Origin of the sequence: Campylobacter sp. RM12647 (assembly GCF_020138135.1) — a bacterium.
In the GTDB taxonomy this organism is placed as follows: Bacteria; Campylobacterota; Campylobacteria; order Campylobacterales; family Campylobacteraceae; genus Campylobacter_E.
Window position 1 is genome coordinate 31,715 of sequence record NZ_JACGAS010000004.1, and the last position, 13,871, is coordinate 45,585.

Sequence of the window (13,871 nt, forward strand, 5' to 3'; positions counted from 1 at the left end):
TCTTGGCTTAGTCTTAAAGCATTTTCTAATTTTGAACTATCACAATTATCTCCCCTACCACGAACACCTTCGGTGTTGGTTGTATGAACCCACTCTCCTTTTTTTATATCAATACTAGCTGCTCCTATTACTTCGCCGTATTTAATGATGAAATCACCTTTTTTAATATCAGTTAAAGCGAATTTATGTCCGCTTTTAATATCATTTAATAAGGTAACTTCATTAAAAACTTCGCCTTTGTTTAAATCACTTATTGCAGTTGCAACATTGTCAATTTCACTAACTTTTAAAAATCTATTTTTCATAATTTAACCTTAAATTTATTTTTTGCCCATTTAGAATAATAAGCAGTAATTATTGGCACAACAAAAGCTGTTACTACAACGCAAGTGCTAACTAAAATCGTTGCATGTTCTACTAATGGTTTAAAATCTGGATAAAAATCAGCAACTAACATCGGAGTAGCCGCAGCTGCTCCTGCAGTACTTGATGCTGCTATACCTGCAGTTCCATTGCCTTTTGCAATAAAAATATCTGCAAATATTAATAATATTCCTGTGTATATGATTACAATAAATGCTAAAACCAATCCAGATAATCCAGCATCAAGAATCGAGCTTAAGTTTATAGTACTTCCAAGTGCAAAACCAACAAAAATTATCATTGGCTCATTTAATTTAGTTAAAAATTCTCTAAAATCTTCATCTAAATTACCCAATACAAAACCTAATACAAATGGAATCATTAATCCTATAAAGTTTTGTATAGGAAAAGATGCTAAACCACTAACCCCCAAAATTAACATAGTAAATAAAGGACCACTTTCTATCATTAACAATAAACTAGCACCAGCTTCTTCTGTAGTTCCGTATTGTTTTGTTAAAGCCGTATAAAGACCAGCATTAGTCATATCCATTGCAGCAACTACTGCTAATGTGCTAAAACCAACAAAAAAGCCTTCAGTTATCATACCGTTAGGAACAAGCTGTTTAACTATAATACACGCCATAAATGCGGCAAATATTTTAGTTGCTAACAATACTCCAGATTTTTTTAAAACTGTTGTAGTAGCCTTAAGTTTAATACTTGCTCCAATACCTACAAACCAAACAGCAAGCATTACTGTTGCACCTGTTCCTAAGGCATTAGTAAAAGGTCCAAAATAAGCCAATTTATCAGGAAGAAAAGTATGTATAATAGCACCTAATAACATAGGAACTAACATCATACCACCTGGAACCTTTTCTAAAAATTTCTTAATTTTCATTTTAAACCTCTATTCAGAGTATTCTCTCTATGTTTTTAACTAATTCTTTTGCATATTCGAATTTTTCATCAAGTGCTTTTAAGGTCTCTTCGCTTAGTGGGTGAATGCTTTTGTTTGCAAAAGCAAAACCACGAGCTTTAAGTAAAAGCGCAAATCCCATAGGAAATGATAAGCTCATTCCAAATCTAATAGCTGGTAGCAAGGCTTTTTGAAGCTTGATTGCTCTTTCATAATTTTTCTCATTATATGCTTTATAAATCGCACTCATAGCGTCAGGGAAAACACATCCTGCACTTGTCATTGAACCTTTTGCACCCATCATTAAAGCTCCAAAATAATGCTCTTCACGACCCACAAATACATCAAAATCACTTGGCACAACATCTAAAATATGGTTTAGCAACAAAGCATCTCCACTGCTATCTTTAATACCTACAATATTTGGTAATTTGCTTAATTTTTCAATTAGATTTAAGCTCATTGCAGGTGCAAAAAGTGGAATATTGTAAATATAAAGTGGGAGTTTTACTTTTGCTTGCAAGTCTTTTACATAAGTATAAAGCGTATCATCATTAAACTTATAATAATATGGCATCATAAGTAAAAGCGCATTAGCCCCTTTTATATAAGCTTCGTTTGCAAGGTCTAAGCTCTCTTTATAAATACAACTTCCTATCCCACAAATAACAGGCACTTTATTATTTGCAGCTTTAATTGAAAGCTCTAGCATTTTTACTTTCATATCGTATGGCATTGCTTGAGAATCTCCCGCACTACCATTACAAAATAAACCATCAAGTCCTTTTTCAATGCCCCATTCACATATCTTTAAAAACTCAACTTCGTTAATACCTCCATCATCTTTATATGGTGTATATAAAGCTGGTAAAGTTCCTTTTAAAATTCCCATAATTTCTCCTTAATTTTGTATATACAAAAAAATTAAATTTTATTTTTTGTATTTAAGAAAGAATATGCAAAAAATGATAAAAATTATGAAAAATAAATTAAATAAAATTAATTTTTTTGAAAAAGTGTTACTTTTTGTAAATTAAAATTTATATTTTGTATATACGAAAGAATTTTTATTAAATTTTTCTTTTGTAAAATATATAAATTTTAAAACTAAAGGCGAAAAATGATATATTTACCTAATGAATTAAGTAAAATCAGCAAAAATGTTATAAGTTCTAATTATCTTAATCTTTGTTTATATGAAACTAGAAAAAATGATGATTATTATGAAGTATTATTTGATGATTATGCTCTTGTTTTTATAAACGATGGATACAAAATGATACATACTAAAAAGCAAGATTTTACAATTAATAAAAACGAGATTTTGTTTTTTACAAAAGGCTCATATTTGATAAAAGACTGCGTAGAAAATAACTATTATAATTCAATTATAATTTGTTTTAAAGAAAGCATTTTAATAGAGCTAATTTATAAATATAAAGCCCTTTTAAATAACAATTTTACAACCAATGAGCATATTTTTAAGCTAAATTCTAATGAATTATTAAGCTCAATTTTTACATCATTTTTACCTTGTTTTAGTTATAAAACCAATGAAGATATTTTAAAATTAAAATTTGAAGAATTATTTTTAGCCCTACTTTATAGCAAGAATAATCAAAGTTTTTTATCATTTTTAAAGACCATAATTACTAATTTTAAACTATCTTTATATCAGATATTTTCGTATTGCGAACAAGATTTTCAAAGTGTAAATGATATGGCAAAAATATCTAATATGTCCTTAACTACTTTTAGCAAAAACTTCAAACAAAGTTTTGGAATTAGCCCTAAAGAATGGCTTGATAATAAAAAATTTGAAAAGGCAAAATTCTTATTAGAATTTTCAAACAAAAACATTACAGAAATATGTTTAGAAGTAGGATTTAACTCCCCTGCTTGGTTTATTTCACGCTATAAAAAAAGATATAATAAAACCCCAAAACAATTTCAAAAATCAAAAAACTTATATTTTTTACATTAAAACTATTAGAAATAAAATTCTTTTTTCCTTATAATTTTTCAAAAATTATTTAAGGAGAAAAGATGAAAAAATATATTTTAAGTATAGCATTACTTGCTAGTATGAATGCAATGGAAGTTAAAGAAATCAATGCTTTTGCTTCGCCTGAGAGTGTTGTGGCAAATAAAGATTATGTATTTGTCTCAAATGTGGGTCAAAAAATTGAGCCTTTAAACAAGGATTTAGATGGTTATATAAATATAATCTCAAAAGCTGATGATAAAATCAATGTATTTGTAAAGAATTTAAATGCTCCAAAAGGTATGAAGATTATTAACAATACACTTTATGTTGTAGATATTGATACTTTATACGGCTTTGATATAACAAGCAAAAAAGAAGTATTTAAGCTAGAAATTAAAGGCTCGGTATTTTTAAATGCAATTGAGAGCTTAGACAATGATACTCTTTTAGTAAGTGATACTGGCACTTATACGATTTTTGAAATCAATTTAAAAGATAAAAATTATAAAACTTTTATGAATATTGACAAAAGTTATGGTGGTCCTAATGGCTTATTGATTGATAAAAATTCTTTATATGTTGTAGGATATGATCCTAGTGAAAAAGATGGTGGAGCTATTTTAAAAATTGATTTAGCTAGTAAAAATGTAGAAAAAATAAGTGATAATTTAGAGCAATTTGATGGAATTGTTAAAATTAATGATGATATTTTAGTATCTAGCTGGGGTAAAGAGCTAAATGGTTATATTTATAAACTTAATCAAAATAAATTAGAAAAGCTAGATTTAAAAGCACTTAAAGGACCTGCTGATATGTTTTATGATAACTATACAAACACACTTTTAGTGCCTGAAATGGCTAATAATTCTTTATTAAAAATCAAATTATAATTAGAATTTACTATGAGAAAATCTCTCATAGTAACTTAAAAACTTAAAGCACTTTTAACCTCATCGCTAGCCATTTCTATACTCCAAGCAGGTTCAAACACTAAATCAATATCAACACTATCTATTCCATCTACACTTAAAACAGAGTCTTTTACCCAAGTTATCAGTAAATCATGCATAGGACAAGACTTAGTAGATAAGGTCATAGTGATTTTACAATATGAATTATCAATTTGTATATCATAAATAAGCCCTAAGGCTAAAATATCAAAACCCACTTCAGGGTCAATTACATTTGAAATTGCATTAATTACTTGCTTTTTCATTCTTTGCTCCTTTGTAATTTATATAAGTAAAAAAATTGATTACATTAATTAAAAGACCTATATTTAACGCTATATATAAATAAATTGATGAACTAAAATAAAGAGAAATTACTAAGCATATATTAATTAACATAGTAAAAAAAGCTGCTTTTTTAATCACCATATCATCTAATAAAGGGACTTTTATTTTTCCAATTAATTTTGAAATAAAATGAAACCATATTAAAAATGGCAAAATCTTATAAATATGTGCGATTATAAAAGGTAAAATAGTTGCAAAAATTAATAATTTAATAGCTAAAGCATAGTCTAAAACATAAAATTCTCTCATAGCTAAAAACGAGCCAATACAAGCAAAAACAATATTTAAATTCCAATAATCTTTAGCCTTTCTTGTTCGTATTTTAAGTATATATAAACACCAAAATACAAAACAAGCTAGGGAAAAAATCGCTATACTTTTATGAAAAAATGCTAAAAAATACGCCACTAAACTAAGCCATAATAAATAATTTTTATGCTTATGAGTTAGTGCAAACATTGGCAATAATACACTAGCAGCACCTATACAAATAAACAAAATAAAACCTAACATAAAATATATATGAAGATGAAGAATTAGTTCATAATCTAAATATATAAGCCCGTTTAAAATAAGCACAATTAAACCAGCGCAAACTAAACCTAATGCTAAAAAAACAACCCCACAAAATAAAGCACTTTTAGCAATATTATTAAAATCAAAAAATGATATTAAAAACAGCACAATAAAATAAAAAACACTTAAAATCATAGCAAATACGCTATATTTTAGTAATTCCAAATCATAATTTAAAAACGAATACATAATAAAGGCTAAAGAGATATTGCAAATAAAACTCACAAAAAATACACCTTTTATACTAAAGAATGCTTTTTCATAAATTACCGAGCTTAATTGATAAAGGCTACCTATTATTATATTTAAAGCAAATCCAGCAAAAAAACAATGTAAAAACGCTTTAAATTGATAACTCTCAAAATCATAATTTGAATAAGAAAATAAAAACATAAAAGCTAATAAATAGCAAAATGCAAATATAAAATAAATAGCCACCACTTTAAATGGTGGTGCGAATGCGTTTAACATAATTTAACCCTTATGGATGGTCTTTACAAGCTTCATCAAAATTGCTATGCTCTTTAATTTTAGTAAATACTAGCCAAAAAAGTCCATCTTTTTGTGTAGTTTGAATATCATAATATGGCTTCACGCTAGGAAGTAAGCCTAAAGGATTTTTATGATTTAGCATAATTAATTTTTGATTAGGCTTTAAATTATTTAAGCCAACTCTAGCATTTATCATAGGTTCAGGTGGCATACACTGACTACTATCAAAAGCTAAATATTCATCATTTTCATAAAACTCAACCGTAGCATTTGCTAAACTAACTTTTTTCCAAGATTTAAAATCAAACATTTTTTCTCCTTTTTTCTCACTATTCTAAAAAAGTTTAAAAATTTTGACTTTGACTTAAGTCAATTTGAAGTTCAAAAAAAAGAAAAATTAAATACTTAAATAAATTTTTAAATCAAATTCCTAAATATTTATTTGCTATAATAAACCTTATTTTTACAAGGTTAAATATGAATATAAATCAAATAATTAATTTTAAATTTAATTTTAAAAAGATTTTATACAAAGCTTTATTTATTGTTTTTATAATAATTCCACTTTTATATATTTTAATTATGAGTTTATATTTATTAGAATTTAATCCACAAAAATATAGTAAAAACTGAAAGCTTGTGAGAAGTTTTTAACCGGATATTTATTTATTGATATTACAAATACATTAAATATATTTTTTAAATATGATAGCTTTATTGTAAGACCTTTTTTAAATATAGCTAAAAATTATTATGATGAAGGTAAAAAGCTCTTGCCAGATGATAGTATTGAAGATATTATGTGGTGGGTTTTGTATTATAAACGCATGTATGGCTTAACTAAAAAAACACAAGATTATAGTATGTTAGACAAGCTAAGCTACGATGATTATCAAGAAATCTATGAAATGATAAAAAGAGTGCCTTATGGTAATATTTATTATGATGTAGATATTATGACAGAATATAGACTATCTAATATGCTTGGTTTGGTTATGCTATATATGTCTCATTCTCCACATAAAAGGTCATATGAATATTATATAAAAGATTATGATAAAGCAAGTGAAATTTATGAGCTTTTAAATATAGCTTTTAATAAATACTATACATATCAAGCAGAGAAAAAATTTAATTACGCACTATACCTAGAAGTAGTCATAGATATCTTAAGAACTTCAGCATTTAAATATTATAGTGAAAACAATTACTACGATGGAACTTCAAAAATAGATGTTACTGATATACCTTTACCTGATTATATTTGTAATGCTACAGACACAATAAAAATTAATGAATACTTTAAAAAAGCTATTTTATTTACAGATAAAAGTAATGTATATATAAAAAATATCTATGATGGTCCGGTTAATTATTTATATGCTTTACATAAATATTGCCCAGAAGATAAGGAAATAAGATACAGAATGCTCAATGTTATTGTTAATAAATTTCAACCAATGTATAAAAAAGGAGAATTAAATGATAGATGAAGTGCTTATACTAGCAATATTAAAAAGCTTTTGAATATATTTTGCATTTATTTTTAGCTGAAGACCACGAAGCCCAGCACTAAGCACAAAATACTCAAGCTCTAAAGCTCTTTCGTCAATAAATCTAACATAATCTTTTTTCATACCAAAAGGCGAACAACCGCCCCTAATATATCCTGTTTTATCCTTTAATTTATCAAGTTTTAAAAGGCTTAAGGATTTTTCTCCTACCGCCTTTGCAAAAGATTTTAAATCTATTTCTAAATCCCCTTGAATACAAGCAACATACAAGGCATTTTTACCCTCGCAAACTATGGTTTTGTAAATATATTTAATATCAATTCCTGTCTTTTTTGCTACGCTAATTGCTGATAAATCATCATCTACTTCATAGCTTAATAATTCATAATCTATTTTTAAAGTATCTAAAAACCTTGCTGCATTAGTCTTTTTAATCATTTGCTATTCTCTGTCCGAATTTAATCGCACCAACTTGGCATTCAAGTTTTAAATCATCGCCTAAGATTAAAATAGTAGAACCCATCAAAAATCTTCCTAGCATTTCGCCTTTTTTTAAGCTTACATTATCATAGTTTTTCTCATAATCACTTGCATTTTTCATATTAGTTTGCACGCTTGTATCAAAATCAAATTCCATCTTGCCAACATTTACAGCCCCTACAAAAACCATATAAAAAATATCTCCACTATCTTTTTTGCAAGTTAAAACCACACGCTCATTTCTTGAATACAAATTATCATGCTTACTAAGTGCTTTTAAATTAACGCTAAAAAGCTCCGCATAAAAATATTTTAGATTTAAAACCTGCATATTACAAGGACTATGATAATTGTGATAATCCCTTGGGCTAAGATAAATATTTAAAAAATCAAGCTCATTTTTAGGAGTAAAACCTAAAAGCTCTTTAATATCATAATCTTTACCTTTTATACTAAATGCCTTTAAATTTGAGCTTTTTGCATAACTTAAAATAGTGCCATCACAAGGACTTATAAAGCCGCTTTCAAATTCTCTTGGCTTTATTAATCTTCTAGTAAAAAGAGCTAATAAACTATCGTATTCTTTATAATCTTTAAACTCATCTAAAGGTATATTAAAATGCTTTACATAAGTTTTGTTTATATAATTTTGCATAATTTTTGGATATTTTATGCTTACTAATTTACCAAAAATTCTTGAAATTGTTTTTCTCATTATATTCCTTAAAGTCTAATTATTACTATTTCACTAGGTGCTAAAAAGCGTATAGATGGACCCCAAAATCCAGCACCACTACTAACATATAATTTAGTTTTTTTACCGATTTCATAAAGCCCGTGCAAAAATCCTTGCTGCATAATAACCAAAATACTAAATGGGAAAATCTGCCCTGCGTGAGTATGCCCTGATAAAACTAAATCAAATCTACTCAAATCAAATTCCTTAGCTACAACAGGTTGATGAGCTAATAAAATATTGTATTTAGTATCATTAAAATTTTTATAAATTGGGGCTAAATCCATTGGCATTCCATATTTTGCACCCTTTAAATCATTTATGCCACTAAGCACTATTTTGCCTAAATCTATGCTTTCGTTTTCTAATACTTTTATATTAGTTTGTTTTAATTTTGCTAGGATTTTTGTAGCGTCGTGGTAGTATTCGTGATTGCCCGTTACATAAAAGCAAGGCATATTAAAGGTATTTAATAAATCCAAATAATCAATCTCATCTATATTAGTATCTATTAAATCTCCCACAATTACTACATAATCAACTTCTTGATTATTGATTTTTTTAATCAAACCTAGTAAAAAATCTTTATGTAAATTCTTGCCTAAATGCACATCACTTATCATTGCAATTTTTATTCCCAGATTTGTATTTAAATCTACATATTTAATAGGTGGAATTTTAATTGCCTTAAATATACCTTGTAAAAAACACCCAAATGCAACAAATAAAACACCTAAATCACAAATTAATTTTAAAGTTTTTCTTCTATTTGTGTCTATATTCTTTACGCTTTTAAAGGCTATAAATTTAACAATATCATAAATTAAAGCGATTAAAAAGAAGAAAAAAGAAAAACCCAAAAGAATTGATAAAATAGTATAAACAATCTCAGGCAAAAAATCAGCTCTCATAGAAAACAAAAATACAACATTAGATATAAATAAAACTACGCAAATTATTAAAAAAAAGCCTTTAAATCTAGGGAAAATTACTCTAAATAATTGTCTATAAATATAAGCATTTGCAATAAAAACAGCAATACAAAATACAATAGCAAATAATAAATGGTGTAAGCTCATAATTAATTCTCGTAAAGTGATTTTAAATATTTTTCATCATGAATTATTAAGTTTTTATCATCATCAAAACTAATAATTCCATCATTTTTAAACTTAGCTAAAATTCTAGAAAAAGTCTCAGGAGCTAGATTTATAAATGAAGCTAATTGGATATGTTTTATGTTCTTAAATACTTCGCTTTGTTCGCAAACTAATTTAGCTAACTTTGCTTCAGCACTTAAAATCATTTCATTATGCACAAATTCTGATAAATAAATTAGCTTTTTTGAAATTCCAGTCAATAAAGCTAGAACAAAATCAACCTTAGTTAAAAACTTATTTTTAAGTTCTTCAAAATCAATTTTAATAACTTCCCCACTATTTAAAAAACTAGCACTCGCAGGAAAAGGTATATTTTCAAAATTAGCTAATTCGGCTACAAAAGAAATCGGAGTTAATTTATGCATAAAAATTTCAGCTCCTTTTTGATTAGTTTTATAAACCTTAATATTTCCTTTAATTAATAAGTGCAAATACTTACTACTTTCACCTTCCATAAATAGCATTTCACCTTTTTCATAACTTTTAAAAATGCAAATTTTGGCTAATTCTTCAAGCTCGTTTTCATTAAAATCTTTAAAAAAATAAATTTTTTTTAATACTTCTTTCATTGGCACTCTTTTTACTTTCTTAAAATAGAATTATGAAAAATCATATCAAGGAATTACAAATGTTTAGATTTGCCCCATCACCTACAGGCGATATGCATATAGGGAATTTAAGGACTGCCGTTATTAATTATGTATGCGCGAAAAAATATAATAAAAAGTTTATTTTAAGGATAGAAGACACAGACACAGCTAGAAATATTCAAGGCAAAGAAGAAGAGATTAAGAGTATTTTAAATTTATTTGGGATTAATTGGGACGAATACTATGTGCAAAGCACTCATCTAGCAACTCATCAAAAATTAGCAGCAAAATTATTAGAAAATGGTTCTGCTTTTAAATGCTATTGCACCGAAGCTGAATTAGAAGAGAAAAAAGAATTAGCAAAAAACGAAAAAAGAGCTTATAGATACGATGGAACTTGCGAGAATTTAAAACAAGATTTAAATAAACCATTCGTAATAAGACTTAAAAAGCCTAAAAACACAATTACTTTTAAAGATGAAATAAAAGGCGTTTTATCATTTGAGCCAAATGATGTTGATAGTTTTGTGATTTTAAGAGCTGATGGGACACCTACATATAATTTTGCATGCTCTATGGATGATATGTGCGAAGGAGTTAGCTTTATTATCCGTGGAGAAGACCATGTAAGCAATACTCCAAAACAAGAACATATAAAGGCGTCTTTAGGCTTTAATGAGAGTATGCAATATGCACATTTACCTATCATTTTAGACGAAGAAAGCGGTCAAAAAATGAGTAAAAGACAAGAGCATTCAAGCGTAAAATGGCTTTTAAATGAAGGCTTTTTGCCTGATGCGATAGCTAATTATTTACTAGCTTTAGGCAATAAAACCCCTAATGAAATTTTTACGATGTATGATGCAATTTCTTGGTTTGAAATAAGCAATATTTCTAAATCTCCAGCTAGATTTAGTATGACAAAATTAAGATTTATAAATAGAGAACATATTAAGATTTTAGATGATGAAATTCTAGCTAGATTATTGTTTAAAGATGAGTTTTTAGCTAAGTTTAGTAATGTAAAAGTATTAGCAAAATTAGCAAAACTTCACTTAGAAGAAGCAAGTACTTTAAATGAAATTAGAGCTAAACTTAGTGGATATTTTCTACCATTTAATATAGTTTTTGCTAACAATTTAGATTTTAGTGAGAGTGCGAAATTATTAAAAGCTGAATTAGAAAAATCAAACATACCTAGCAAATACGAAGAATTTAAACTAAATCACAACGCTAATTTAAAAGGCAAACAATTATTTATGAGCTTAAGATTATTGCTTAGCGGTTCGGCTCACGGCCCTGAATTAGCACAAATTTATGAGATTATGCAACCTTGTATGAATGAGTTTTTAAAGGTAAAAGATGAGCTTTGCTGATATTGTAGTTTTACTACTTGTATTAATAATAAGAGGACTAAATATTTATTCTTATTTAGTTATTGCCTATTGTTTATTTTCGTTTTTTCCACAAGCTTTTACAAGCCCTATCGGATATAAAATATACAATATTGTATATAAATTAGTAAGACCTGCCTTTGATTTAGTATATATGATAATACCGCCTAGATTTTTAAATATAGGTATGGTAAGTCTTGCTCCTATTGCTGTTTTTGTAGGAATACATTTATTACAAATCGGATTATTTGAATTAGTAAAAATCGTAAAAGGATTATTATGAAAAAATTAATTAGTATATTGTTAATTACTCAAGCTTTATTTTCATATACTTATGAAGAATTAAAAAATGAGCCAAACTCACTTGCTAAGGACTTTTTTTTATATAATTTATTAAAAAATAATGAGATAAAAAAAGAAGATTTAAAAGAATTTAAAACACATATTTTCCGTTTTGCTGGAGTTATGAAAAAAGAATATGAAAAACTAAGCAAAGATATTAAAGAAGAGCCAAAGACATTACCTGCTGATTCTTGCTATAATTATTCAATCAATTCTATAATGAACGCAGATGAAAAATGTCAGATATTTAGACTAAAAGAAATAAATTTTGCAAAAAAGTTAAGCAAAGAAAACCTAATAAAACTAGCAAATATTTATAAACAAAAAGATAAAAATCTAAGCTCACAATTAAGCATATTAGCTAACAAAAACCCTGTGGCAGAAAGCATTAAAAAAGGTGATGGAAAAACCTTAATGAAGCTTTATTACGATGGATATAAGCTAGATGATTTTTCTCCAGGGCCACTTACTCGTGCTAGTATGATGGAACACCCTAATGCTTATAAATTTTTAAACTCAGCTATAGTAGATGATAAATATCCAAAAATAAAAGAGAAATTAGCAAGTCTTGATAAAGAAGACGCTAAAGAAGATTTAGCATTTGCACTAGGTTTAAATGCACTTATGTTTAATAAAAATGCCTTAGCAGAAAAATACTTTTTAAGAGCGAATAAAACTTATAAATATAAAAGACCAAAGGATAATGCTTTATTTTTTGCTTATTTAGCTAGTAATAAAACTAGACATTTAGATACTTTAGCAAATAGTGATGATTTAAATATTTATAGTATTTTAGCAAAAGAGCTAACAAACACACCATTACCGACCATCATCACACCAAATCCTACAAAAAGCATAGATTATCCTATAAATAATGCTTTAGTTCAAGCTAGATTTATGAATGACATTAAAAACGCTGATACTCAAAAGCTTAGCGAAATGCAAGAATATTTTAATACCAAAAATACTCAAGGACAATATCTAGTAATTAGCGATAAATTAAGTAATTTTAAAGATAATATTTATCCAATACCATTTCCTGAAGAATTAGCCAATTATAGCGTAGAGCAAAAAGCACTAATTTTAGCTATTGCTAAACAAGAAAGCAGATTTTTACCAGCTTCTGTAAGCACTTCTTATGCTTTAGGTATGATGCAATTTATGCCTTTTGTAGCAAGACATACTGCTAAAGTTGATTTTAATGATAATGATTTTGATGTTACTCAAATGTTTGACCCAAAAATAGCTTATAAATTCGCAAACGCTCATTTAAATACTCTTAAAAAAGGAGTTAAGCATCCTATATTTATAGCTTATGCTTATAACGGGGGCTTAGGATTTACTCAAAGAATGCTAAAAAAAGATTATATGTTTAATCCAAATTCTAAACTAAAATCATACGAACCATTCTTATCAATGGAGCTTGTGCCTTATTTAGAAAGTAGATTGTATGGTAAAAAAGTTTTAGCAAACTATTATATCTACCTAAAAATATTAGGTCAAAATGTAAAAATGAGTGATTTAATAAAACAAATAGATAAAAATCAATAATATAGGTATTTTTACCTATATTATCCTTAGCTTTTGCACTAAATTATAAGAGCTAAAAACCATTTAAAGCTTAAATACTAGTATAAAAACTATATCAAAAAAACAATTCACATGATTTTAATAATTTACTTTATAATAATTGATATATGCTTTAAATATTGCAGTAATAAAAAATAAATTATATTTTGGGTTTAAAATCGCTATTAAATGTTTTTAAAAATACTTAATTTTTATATATGCTTATTTAAAAACTATATAACTTATTTAAATTCTTAAAAATTATTTTATAAAATATAAGAACTCTTATTTTATATACTTTTCATACTTAATTGTAATTTACAAAATTAATTCAGAGCTTGCAATCTATTTTTGTGTAAAAATATAATATTTACTAAATTTTACCATCAATAAAAATAAACATTAAAAGATATTTTAAATTAAGATAAATTAGGAATTTCAAATTGAA

Annotated in this window: 16 protein-coding genes and 1 pseudogene; 7 read left to right on the top strand and 10 right to left on the bottom strand. The window is 26.6% G+C overall.

Going from position 1 to position 13,871, the window contains the following annotated elements; translation table 11 throughout:
- Window positions 1–47 precede the first annotated feature (47 nt).
- The 3 genes and pseudogenes from AVBRAN12647_RS02515 to AVBRAN12647_RS02525 form a co-directional block, all read right to left on the bottom strand.
- Window positions 48–305, bottom strand: a pseudogene (locus AVBRAN12647_RS02515) (UxaA family hydrolase); the annotation flags it as partial.
- Complete coding sequence (locus tag AVBRAN12647_RS02520; RefSeq protein WP_214118481.1) at window positions 302–1,267, bottom strand: 2-keto-3-deoxygluconate permease; 966 nt, start codon at window positions 1,265–1,267, stop codon at window positions 302–304. The pseudogene AVBRAN12647_RS02515 and the gene AVBRAN12647_RS02520, both read right to left, overlap by 4 nt.
- Before the next feature lie 13 nt (window positions 1,268–1,280).
- Window positions 1,281–2,177: a dihydrodipicolinate synthase family protein gene (locus AVBRAN12647_RS02525; RefSeq protein ID WP_336614643.1), complete on the bottom strand. Its 897-nt coding sequence runs from the start codon at window positions 2,175–2,177 to the stop codon at window positions 1,281–1,283.
- A 228-nt stretch (window positions 2,178–2,405) separates the two neighbouring features.
- Between AVBRAN12647_RS02525 and AVBRAN12647_RS02530 the strand changes: the two genes are divergently transcribed.
- Entirely contained in the window at window positions 2,406–3,269 is an 864-nt protein-coding gene (locus AVBRAN12647_RS02530; protein WP_336614644.1) for an AraC family transcriptional regulator, read from the top strand.
- A 62-nt stretch (window positions 3,270–3,331) separates the two neighbouring features.
- Window positions 3,332–4,162, top strand: a complete 831-nt coding sequence (locus AVBRAN12647_RS02535) for an ATP-binding protein (protein WP_336614645.1) — start codon at window positions 3,332–3,334, stop codon at window positions 4,160–4,162.
- Between the two features lie 35 nt (window positions 4,163–4,197).
- Here AVBRAN12647_RS02535 and AVBRAN12647_RS02540 read toward each other — a convergent pair whose 3' ends face one another.
- The 3 genes from AVBRAN12647_RS02540 to AVBRAN12647_RS02550 are packed head-to-tail and all read right to left on the bottom strand — an operon-like array spanning window position 4,198 to window position 5,948.
- Window positions 4,198–4,488 (bottom strand): metal-sulfur cluster assembly factor, encoded by a 291-nt coding sequence (locus tag AVBRAN12647_RS02540; RefSeq protein WP_214118489.1) that lies wholly within the window; start codon window positions 4,486–4,488, stop codon window positions 4,198–4,200.
- Complete coding sequence (locus AVBRAN12647_RS02545) at window positions 4,469–5,617, bottom strand: hypothetical protein (protein ID WP_336607040.1); 1,149 nt, start codon at window positions 5,615–5,617, stop codon at window positions 4,469–4,471. The genes AVBRAN12647_RS02540 and AVBRAN12647_RS02545 overlap by 20 nt, the downstream gene beginning before the upstream one ends.
- 10 nt (window positions 5,618–5,627) lie before the next feature.
- On the bottom strand, window positions 5,628–5,948 hold the full coding sequence (locus AVBRAN12647_RS02550; protein ID WP_214118493.1) for a hypothetical protein: 321 nt from the start codon (window positions 5,946–5,948) through the stop codon (window positions 5,628–5,630).
- 167 nt (window positions 5,949–6,115) lie between these two features.
- On the opposite strand from AVBRAN12647_RS02550, the gene AVBRAN12647_RS02555 reads away from it, so the two are divergent.
- A complete protein-coding gene (locus AVBRAN12647_RS02555; protein ID WP_214142747.1) occupies window positions 6,116–6,271 on the top strand; it encodes a hypothetical protein in 156 nt (51 codons plus the stop codon).
- A gap of 140 nt (window positions 6,272–6,411) precedes the next feature.
- Window positions 6,412–7,131, top strand: a complete 720-nt coding sequence (locus tag AVBRAN12647_RS02560; RefSeq protein ID WP_336614646.1) for a hypothetical protein — start codon at window positions 6,412–6,414, stop codon at window positions 7,129–7,131.
- Here AVBRAN12647_RS02560 and AVBRAN12647_RS02565 read toward each other — a convergent pair.
- The 4 genes from AVBRAN12647_RS02565 to AVBRAN12647_RS02580 are packed head-to-tail and all read right to left on the bottom strand — an operon-like array spanning window position 7,117 to window position 10,097.
- Window positions 7,117–7,590 (bottom strand): YbaK/EbsC family protein, encoded by a 474-nt coding sequence (locus AVBRAN12647_RS02565; protein WP_214150280.1) that lies wholly within the window; start codon window positions 7,588–7,590, stop codon window positions 7,117–7,119. The two genes, AVBRAN12647_RS02560 and AVBRAN12647_RS02565, sit on opposite strands and share 15 nt — an antisense overlap.
- Window positions 7,583–8,347, bottom strand: a complete 765-nt coding sequence (locus AVBRAN12647_RS02570) for a phosphatidylserine decarboxylase (RefSeq protein ID WP_336614647.1) — start codon at window positions 8,345–8,347, stop codon at window positions 7,583–7,585. Before AVBRAN12647_RS02570 ends, AVBRAN12647_RS02565 begins: the two co-directional genes overlap by 8 nt.
- 8 nt (window positions 8,348–8,355) lie before the next feature.
- Window positions 8,356–9,447: a metallophosphoesterase gene (locus tag AVBRAN12647_RS02575; RefSeq protein ID WP_336614648.1), complete on the bottom strand. Its 1,092-nt coding sequence runs from the start codon at window positions 9,445–9,447 to the stop codon at window positions 8,356–8,358.
- Between the two features lie 2 nt (window positions 9,448–9,449).
- Window positions 9,450–10,097, bottom strand: coding sequence for a Crp/Fnr family transcriptional regulator (locus AVBRAN12647_RS02580; protein ID WP_336607837.1), 648 nt, complete (start codon window positions 10,095–10,097; stop codon window positions 9,450–9,452).
- A gap of 59 nt (window positions 10,098–10,156) precedes the next feature.
- Between AVBRAN12647_RS02580 and gltX the strand changes: the two genes are divergently transcribed.
- From gltX to AVBRAN12647_RS02595, 3 genes are read left to right on the top strand one after another with little or no spacing between them, the layout of a single operon-like run.
- Complete coding sequence (gene gltX / locus AVBRAN12647_RS02585; RefSeq protein WP_336614649.1) at window positions 10,157–11,494, top strand: glutamate--tRNA ligase; 1,338 nt, start codon at window positions 10,157–10,159, stop codon at window positions 11,492–11,494.
- Window positions 11,481–11,795: a YggT family protein gene (locus tag AVBRAN12647_RS02590; protein ID WP_214118983.1), complete on the top strand. Its 315-nt coding sequence runs from the start codon at window positions 11,481–11,483 to the stop codon at window positions 11,793–11,795. Before gltX ends, AVBRAN12647_RS02590 begins: the two co-directional genes overlap by 14 nt.
- Window positions 11,792–13,405: a lytic transglycosylase domain-containing protein gene (locus AVBRAN12647_RS02595; RefSeq protein ID WP_336614650.1), complete on the top strand. Its 1,614-nt coding sequence runs from the start codon at window positions 11,792–11,794 to the stop codon at window positions 13,403–13,405. The genes AVBRAN12647_RS02590 and AVBRAN12647_RS02595 overlap by 4 nt, the downstream gene beginning before the upstream one ends.
- Window positions 13,406–13,871 lie beyond the last annotated feature (466 nt).

What these genes read in the sequence shown, in the direction of transcription:
- AVBRAN12647_RS02565 (WP_214150280.1), bottom strand. Translation starts at nt 7,590, where the DNA reads ATGATTAAAAAGACTAATGCAGCAAGGTTTTTAGATACTTTAAAAATA.
- AVBRAN12647_RS02545 (WP_336607040.1), bottom strand. Translation starts at nt 5,617, where the DNA reads ATGTTAAACGCATTCGCACCACCATTTAAAGTGGTGGCTATTTATTTT.
- AVBRAN12647_RS02540 (WP_214118489.1), bottom strand. Translation starts at nt 4,488, where the DNA reads ATGAAAAAGCAAGTAATTAATGCAATTTCAAATGTAATTGACCCTGAA.
- gltX (WP_336614649.1), top strand. Translation starts at nt 10,157, where the DNA reads ATGTTTAGATTTGCCCCATCACCTACAGGCGATATGCATATAGGGAAT.
- AVBRAN12647_RS02550 (WP_214118493.1), bottom strand. Translation starts at nt 5,948, where the DNA reads ATGTTTGATTTTAAATCTTGGAAAAAAGTTAGTTTAGCAAATGCTACG.
- AVBRAN12647_RS02530 (WP_336614644.1), top strand. Translation starts at nt 2,406, where the DNA reads ATGATATATTTACCTAATGAATTAAGTAAAATCAGCAAAAATGTTATA.
- AVBRAN12647_RS02535 (WP_336614645.1), top strand. Translation starts at nt 3,332, where the DNA reads ATGAAAAAATATATTTTAAGTATAGCATTACTTGCTAGTATGAATGCA.
- AVBRAN12647_RS02555 (WP_214142747.1), top strand. Translation starts at nt 6,116, where the DNA reads ATGAATATAAATCAAATAATTAATTTTAAATTTAATTTTAAAAAGATT.
- AVBRAN12647_RS02525 (WP_336614643.1), bottom strand. Translation starts at nt 2,177, where the DNA reads ATGGGAATTTTAAAAGGAACTTTACCAGCTTTATATACACCATATAAA.
- AVBRAN12647_RS02590 (WP_214118983.1), top strand. Translation starts at nt 11,481, where the DNA reads ATGAGCTTTGCTGATATTGTAGTTTTACTACTTGTATTAATAATAAGA.
- AVBRAN12647_RS02575 (WP_336614648.1), bottom strand. Translation starts at nt 9,447, where the DNA reads ATGAGCTTACACCATTTATTATTTGCTATTGTATTTTGTATTGCTGTT.
- AVBRAN12647_RS02580 (WP_336607837.1), bottom strand. Translation starts at nt 10,097, where the DNA reads ATGAAAGAAGTATTAAAAAAAATTTATTTTTTTAAAGATTTTAATGAA.
- AVBRAN12647_RS02570 (WP_336614647.1), bottom strand. Translation starts at nt 8,347, where the DNA reads ATGAGAAAAACAATTTCAAGAATTTTTGGTAAATTAGTAAGCATAAAA.
- AVBRAN12647_RS02595 (WP_336614650.1), top strand. Translation starts at nt 11,792, where the DNA reads ATGAAAAAATTAATTAGTATATTGTTAATTACTCAAGCTTTATTTTCA.
- AVBRAN12647_RS02520 (WP_214118481.1), bottom strand. Translation starts at nt 1,267, where the DNA reads ATGAAAATTAAGAAATTTTTAGAAAAGGTTCCAGGTGGTATGATGTTA.